At 44.2% G+C, this 5,853-nt stretch carries 6 protein-coding genes and 1 pseudogene; 5 read left to right on the forward strand and 2 right to left on the reverse strand.

All coding sequences use genetic code 11. From position 1 onward, the window contains the following. Window positions 1-17: 17 nt before the first annotated feature. Window positions 18-221 carry a hypothetical protein gene (locus AC5JL8_RS02640; protein WP_495878225.1) on the reverse strand — a complete coding sequence of 68 codons (204 nt, stop codon included), beginning with the start codon at window positions 219-221 and terminating at the stop codon, window positions 18-20. Window positions 222-511: 290 nt separating this feature from the next. On the opposite strand from AC5JL8_RS02640, the gene AC5JL8_RS02645 reads away from it, so the two are divergent. Next, the gene (locus tag AC5JL8_RS02645; protein WP_495878226.1) at window positions 512-766 is read left to right on the forward strand and encodes a plasmid mobilization protein; all 255 of its coding nucleotides are present in this window, start codon (window positions 512-514) and stop codon (window positions 764-766) included. A gap of 209 nt (window positions 767-975) precedes the next feature. On the opposite strand, the gene AC5JL8_RS02650 is transcribed toward AC5JL8_RS02645, so the two are convergent. Then, on the reverse strand, window positions 976-1,176 hold the full coding sequence (locus AC5JL8_RS02650) for a hypothetical protein (RefSeq protein WP_495878227.1): 201 nt from the start codon (window positions 1,174-1,176) through the stop codon (window positions 976-978). On the opposite strand from AC5JL8_RS02650, the gene AC5JL8_RS02655 reads away from it, so the two are divergent. From AC5JL8_RS02655 to AC5JL8_RS02670, 4 genes and pseudogenes are all read left to right on the forward strand, one after another. After that, complete coding sequence (locus tag AC5JL8_RS02655) at window positions 1,139-2,767, forward strand: hypothetical protein (protein WP_495878228.1); 1,629 nt, start codon at window positions 1,139-1,141, stop codon at window positions 2,765-2,767. The two genes, AC5JL8_RS02650 and AC5JL8_RS02655, sit on opposite strands and share 38 nt — an antisense overlap. Before the next feature lie 94 nt (window positions 2,768-2,861). Then, window positions 2,862-3,224 (forward strand): hypothetical protein, encoded by a 363-nt coding sequence (locus AC5JL8_RS02660; protein ID WP_495878229.1) that lies wholly within the window; start codon window positions 2,862-2,864, stop codon window positions 3,222-3,224. A gap of 85 nt (window positions 3,225-3,309) precedes the next feature. Continuing rightward, a pseudogene (locus AC5JL8_RS02665) lies at window positions 3,310-4,649 on the forward strand (transposase). Window positions 4,650-4,708: 59 nt separating this feature from the next. Next, window positions 4,709-5,662 carry a hypothetical protein gene (locus AC5JL8_RS02670; RefSeq protein ID WP_495878230.1) on the forward strand — a complete coding sequence of 318 codons (954 nt, stop codon included), beginning with the start codon at window positions 4,709-4,711 and terminating at the stop codon, window positions 5,660-5,662. Window positions 5,663-5,853 lie beyond the last annotated feature (191 nt).

Raw genomic sequence — 5,853 nt, forward strand, 5'->3', positions numbered from 1 at the left:
CTACCTTTCTCCGTCTCTTAGTATATAGGTACTATATTTAGATGCGTTCGCCCTGGGGGGTCTTTGGTTGGAGCTACAGCTTCAGCTTGGGTTTCGAGGTGGCTGTATAGTTCTGCTTGGGCCAGTACTTGCTCGTCTTTGAGGGGAACATCTGCAACTGTAACTATTTGATTAAGCTTGAAGCTTGAGGGTGCTTGCTGTGTGTAAACTGATTGCGTCATAATAAGGATCTCCTGCCTCTACACGGGGTTAGGTTTTTACAGAGGGCGATCACAAACTTTGGACGGGGAGTGATCGCCTTTTGATCTGAGCAAATAAAAGCTGATTTCTGAAACCGCTTTACTTATCCCATAAATCTAAGATACTATTTTGTTAATACTTTTGTTCATACATTGTTAACACTTTTAGGTGATGTATGTCCTGAAAGTTGATAAGCTATGTTTATACACTTGCTAATACAACTTGCTATTGATAGCGTGTAAATTGAAAGTTATAAACAACGAGAATTGAGATGGCAGCAGACAAACAGATAATTATTAGGATCTCTGAAGACAAAAAAGAGGCTTTGATGAATAAAGCCAAAGCTAGCAATACCTCTGTATCGAAGTTATTAATGGATTTTATTGATTCTTACTTAGCTGAAAAGCCAGTAAATGAGCTTGATCCAGAGTTAGTAAAGCTGAAATCAGAAGTCGCCGAAATGAAGCAGCAGTTTATGCAGTGGCAACAACAGCAGTACGAAATGTTGGGGGAATCCGCCGCCTGAGAGAAGAGAATAGTACTCTCAGGCAATGGCGAGAGCAAGTTACTAAGGCAATAAGCGACAAACCAGCTAGGGAAACTTAGCTGGTTTGTTTTTTGATAGGTTGTTTTGTATTAACAATTTTGCTAATGTTAATACATTAATCCTAATCCTGCTTATTTTCGGAGTCCGAATGGTTTCAACAATACAAAATCCCCTGACCACAACGGGGGCTAATTCCGTTCGCCTATATAAGCGACTAAAAATAAGTCAAAAACGCCGTAAAAGGCTGCATCTAATAGTATGGTTGGCGGTGCTTCTGGTGCAACAGTGTCATAATCCCAAACACGCTGACTATGTTTTTTGTGTGTATATGCAGCATATAAAGGTGAAACAATGCTGACACTAGACTGTTCCGAAACAACCTCAGCCATTGACTACAGCAATCTCAACATCAGCATTCAGGAAACCTTCGCCGCCATCGACCGATTCGAGTGGCAGGCATCGGATGAACTACGGTTGATGCAAGAAAACAAATATTACCAAGATGGCGCATACACTAGCTTTGAAGAATATTGCGGAAGCGAATTGACAAAACATGGGGGATATCGACGGGTCAAGGATTTATTCGCAGCCAAGCGAGTGGTTGATACCTTACCAGAAGGTTTGAGGCACAAGATCACCAAACCTTCCCAAACCCGACCCTTACTCCGCTTGGTCAAAACTCCCGACAAGTTAAAGCAAGCTGTTGTGATCGCGTCCCAAGAAAAACCTTTCCCCACCGCCGCAGACTTCGCCAAAGCGGTACAACAGGTTGCACCAACAGCTAAACGTTTCACAAAAAGCGAAAAAAGTCAAACGCAATTGTGTCAATCGGTCAAAATTTCATCACAATCACATCCCCGTTATAAAGAAGAGGGAGTTATTGAAGCAGACGCACCGAATATATCACAACAGATTGTGACTTTTGCTGATGGTGAAAGGATGTTGGTAAACAACACTGATTTGACTGACGCAATTGTGTCCGAATCGAGTGAGCGGACTTACCCCGCAGAATACACGGAAGCGATCGCAGCACTCAAAGAGCAACACCAGCAGGAGTTAGATCGCCTAGAGCAGGAATTGAAGATTGGACTACAAGCAGAAGCAGGGGCTAAAGCCGAAGCCCAGGCACAAGAACAAATCCAATCCTTGCAACAACTATTCAAACAACAGAAAGAAGAAAATATTCAGTTACAGCAACGCCTCTCGGAGATGGAGGGGTTACGGAAACTGGAAATTGAAAATCAACAACTCCTTTCTCGCATTCAGGAATTAGAACACGCTGTACAACAGCATCCGGTTCAACAGTGGGGAAATACCATGACCCAACAAGCGACCAAAGTTTTGAACAAGCAAGTGAAGCAAGCCTTGGAGAAAACCATTGATTTGCGATTGCCTTTGGCAGTGCGCCTCGCGCAATCGCTGGCCCAGGAACCGCCCAAGGAAAATGCCCAAGAATGCTTACGGCTCATGGGCATGGCATTGAAAAACCTCGCCAGTGCAATGAAAAATCCCCAAGCCCTGGAAGCGGCGGCAATCATTCTGGGAAGTGAACCGACACAAAGCGCGATTGCGCGGAGCGCAGTGCCGAAGGCAATCGCTTACCGAGCCGAGCAGTTGGAAATGCTACCCCAGGCGGTTAGTGATATTCGGCGGGTGCTGTCAAAACCTGGGTGTAGTTGGCAGGACTATTGTGCTGTTGCTACTGAATACGAGGTTATTAAACAGGACTACTGGGCAGAATTAACCAGTGAAGAGACTGATTTAATTACTGCTCTCCAAAACACATCTACTGAACCGGACACTATTGGCGTTGGTTCTATCGTGTCTCATGCTGATCCTTACCGCACTTTGTATGTAGAGAGGGGTGAGGTGGTGCAAGATTTAGGCGAGGAAGTAGTGGTGGCTTGGGATCATTGGCGAAACGAGTCCAAGAAAACTGACAGGTACTTTCGAGACGAGTTGAGATTCTGGCAGGGCTAGAAAAAGTAGATAAAACTCGCCTCTAGCAAGAAAACTTAAAGACGGCATGGGTGCAATGTCGCTCACATTGTCATGGAAAAATTTAGGAGGAATTATGACTACAGCGTTAAAAGCAATCAACGGTGGTAGCAAACAGCGAAGCGATCGCAAACAAACAGATGCAGACAAATCGATTAGACCACATTGCAAAGTATCAATTGAGGATATCAACTGGGTTCGTCAGCAGCCTCCGTCAGTCCAACAGCTTTGGTTAGACTCTGTAGCGGCTGAACAATTTGGGGGTTCTGCCCATAAACTCGATACTAACCTCACCTACAAATCTTTGCAAAAAGCAGGGGCAGCGTTGACGGCTCAAGGACTGTTTCAATTTGAGGAAGTGTTTGGTCGTTTGCCTTCTGGTAGGCCAGGATTAATTAGCTACCGTGTTCGTAACCTTCACGGTTATTCAATACCTTAGCCAAAATAAGAGGGTGAAGAGAGAGGGCGCTCTGTAGTAGAGTTATTGTCTTCCCAAACGACAACTCAAAAGCCACAATCAACCCATGCCTGATATCCTATCACTGTTACAATGCCTGTTACCGCAGATAAATGCTACGACGATGCGTCGAATGAGCCAGATAATCCTGGCGATGTTAGCGATGAGCGGGCGAGTCACTATGTTGGGAATCTCACGTTGGACAAGCACTAGTGGTAGTTACCGGACGATGTTGAGGTTCTTTCATACAGTAATACCTTGGGCAACGTTGTTTTGGCTATTTTTCCGCAAGCATTTGTTCCGTGCGAATGAGGTGTATTTGCTTGCAGGAGATGAAGTTGTAGTGAGTAAATCAGGAAAACTTTCCTTATGGGCTGGATAGATTTTTTTCTAGCCTAGTTAGCAAACCTATATTAGGACTATCTTTTTTTACATTATCATTAGTAAGTGTTGAACAAAGGCACTCGTTTCCGATTCGGATAGAACAGGTAATCAAGAGCGATGTAGAAAAAAGTATCCTGTCACCAGCCCCAGAAATAAGACCATTAGAGAAACGTAAGCGTGGACGACCAAAAGGGAGCAAGAACAAGAATAAAACAGAGGTTATTCTCACATCTGAATTACTAAGAATTAAGAAGATGATTAATGAGTTAGTCTTGTTAATAGCTAACTTTATCCCCCTGACGTACTTGGTCTTAGATGGTCATTTTGGGAACAATAATGCTTTGCAGATGGCTCGTCAAGCTAACTTGCACATAATTTCCAAGTTGCGCCATGATTCTGCATTATACATACCTTACCAAAACCCTGATCCTAATCGTCGCTCTCGTCGTAAATACGCGCAGAAGCTGGATTATTGTAATATACCTGACGCATATTTGTATAAAAGTAGCATTGAGGAGGATATCAAAACTGATATTTATCAAACTACTTTACTCCACAAGGAATTTGCTCAAGCACTAAATATAGTTGTTGTAGTCAAAACCAATCTTAAAACTAATGCTCGTAGTCATGTAATTCTATTTTCTAGTGACCTAAAGTTGTCATACGAAAAGATAATCGACTACTACAAACTCCGTTTTCAAATCGAGTTCAATTTTCGTGATGTCCTCGTTCTGGGGGCTAGAAGATTTTATGAACTTAAGCCAAACGCCTGTGACTAATGCTGCTAATCTAGCATTCTTCATGGTCAATTTATCCCACCATCTTCTGGCTGATTTTCGCCAGCATAATCCCGATTCGGGCATTATTGATCTTAAGGCTTACTATCGTGGTTTTCGATATGTTTGTGAAATGTTAAAAATGCTTCCCGAAATCCCTGAGCCTATTTTATTAACCCAGATTTTTGCCAAGCTTACTGCTTTAGGTCGTGTTCATCCCGTTTCTACAGGCGTTGAACCCTCGTAAATTGGCAATGGTATTGTTATTACAATCGTTTTTATTGGGAATCGTCCACGTCAGGCGAAATGAATTCTTGTGACGAGAAAGCCGTCCACGCTGGGAAGGAAATCAACCACACCGAAGCGAACCAAAACCACCTCGAAGTGAAACAAATCCAACCTGATTTGGATCATTTCCAAAAAAATGGTCAAAAAAACCAGGATTTCCAAGGCTTCCAGAAACTTAACAACGTTTCTAACTACTCTTTAACTACCTTACCAACCACCTTAGTGGGTGGTAAGGTAGTTGGTTCTTCCACGCAAAACAAAAATTTGCGTGATGATGAGGCGGCGATTGCGCGAAGCGCAGTGCCGGAGGCAATCGCACCCTTGAGGGGTGCTTCGCCTCAGACTCTCGAAAGCGTGGAAGAGAAAGAAGAGTTACCTGCGGTAACGGACTGCACGACGCTAACGCTCGTGGATGATGTGCCAAGTCAATCCGCTTCGTTGGTAAAAAAGAACCAGGATTTGGGTGATGAGCCGAGAACCAGTCATGAAGACCATTCTTCCGCCGCGCCCGTCGTGCTAAATTTTGAAAATCCCAGTCAGCCCCAAGACCAAGCTCAACAAAGTCAATCTGCTTCGTTGGCAGAAAAGAACCAGGATTTGGGTGATGAAGCGATTGCCCCCCATGAAGACACGGTTTCCGCCGTCCCTACCGTGTCAGAAACCAGCCCTTCTACTTCGCTATCTCAGGAACCAAAAGCCCATCATGAAGGCGTTTGTGCCGTGACCTCTGATTCCAACCCTGAGAAATGGTCGTATGAGGCTGTTGTTGAGAGATCAAGAGTGCGACCTTGGCGTATGGAGAAATTGAAGATGGCGGAACAATTGCGCGAAAATCCAGGGAATGAGTTTTTGATGGAATGCTGGGAGGATGACCCTGCCTTGCGGATTGTGATCAAGAAATTGGTGGCGAAGTGTCCGCAGTGGGGATTGGTTGCGGCGGATGGGCAGTTGATTGAATGGGAGCGAGAGTAAGGCAGTGCGGCAATACTAAAGTTATTGCTAAGAGGTTGAAGACTAGGCTCTGGCAGAGACCGGGGTTTGCTTGGTGATTCTGGTGGTTTTGCACTTGCTTGACTTACAAAAATACTTTGTGGGGAAATAATCAAGCTGTGACTTGAAGAAGATTTTGGACAGGTTTGGAAGAAGAAATTGGACAGGTTGCA

The organism is Mojavia sp., assembly GCF_059505145.1.

Excerpts from the sequence above, each read along its gene's own strand:
- AC5JL8_RS02640 (WP_495878225.1), bottom strand. The coding sequence starts at position 221 with ATGACGCAATCAGTTTACACACAGCAAGCACCCTCAAGCTTCAAGCTT.
- AC5JL8_RS02645 (WP_495878226.1), top strand. The coding sequence starts at position 512 with ATGGCAGCAGACAAACAGATAATTATTAGGATCTCTGAAGACAAAAAA.
- AC5JL8_RS02655 (WP_495878228.1), top strand. The coding sequence starts at position 1,139 with ATGCTGACACTAGACTGTTCCGAAACAACCTCAGCCATTGACTACAGC.
- AC5JL8_RS02650 (WP_495878227.1), bottom strand. The coding sequence starts at position 1,176 with ATGGCTGAGGTTGTTTCGGAACAGTCTAGTGTCAGCATTGTTTCACCT.
- AC5JL8_RS02660 (WP_495878229.1), top strand. The coding sequence starts at position 2,862 with ATGACTACAGCGTTAAAAGCAATCAACGGTGGTAGCAAACAGCGAAGC.
- AC5JL8_RS02670 (WP_495878230.1), top strand. The coding sequence starts at position 4,709 with ATGAATTCTTGTGACGAGAAAGCCGTCCACGCTGGGAAGGAAATCAAC.